Here is a 593-nt window from a genome sequence, read left to right on the forward strand (position 1 = left end):
CCGCCAGGGCAGGACCGCCCACGCGGAATGCCTCACTGATAGGCCCGAGGGCTGCGAGGAGCCCGTCAGCGCCACCCTTAGCGCCGGCGAAGATGGTCGCCAGCGTCGACTGAAAGACCTGACCGCCAGCGGTGTCCTCAATACGGTCGAGGCCGTCAGCTACGGACCCGAGAGTCGTAGCGATACCGCCAGCCCGGGCGGCGTCCTCAAGCTTGTCGAGGATCCCCAGCACGGAGCCGAAGATCGAGAACAGGTCCTTAGTGCCCTGGATGCCGTCGTCAATCCACTGGCGCAGGGACCCGTCAGCCTCGGCAGCCTGAATGAACGTGTTGAACTCAACCGCCATGTCTTTGATGTACGTGGCGATCTCCGGCATGAATTCCATGCCGACGTCGGTGAGAGTAACGAGCGCCTTCACGATCGGGTCAATGGCCTCGTTCAGGATCCACGCCGCGTCGGAGGAGTTCTTGAACATGCGCTCGAGGACGCCGTTGCCGAGCGCGCCGTCTAGGGACTTGAGCCACGTCTGAGCTCCAGCACCGTATGCGGTGGCAAGATCGCCAACCCCGCGCTCAAGCTGCGGGATAACAGTG

The 593-nt window shown here is 63.6% G+C and carries 1 protein-coding gene; it reads right to left on the reverse strand.

The window, feature by feature from the left end; all coding sequences use genetic code 11:
* Positions 1 to 593, reverse strand: a 593-nt coding sequence (locus tag P4U43_RS17975; RefSeq protein ID WP_277359960.1) for a hypothetical protein, incomplete at both ends; no start/stop codon positions are given.

This window comes from Arthrobacter vasquezii (assembly GCF_029455255.1).
Classification (GTDB): domain Bacteria; phylum Actinomycetota; class Actinomycetes; order Actinomycetales; family Micrococcaceae; genus Arthrobacter_D; species Arthrobacter_D parietis.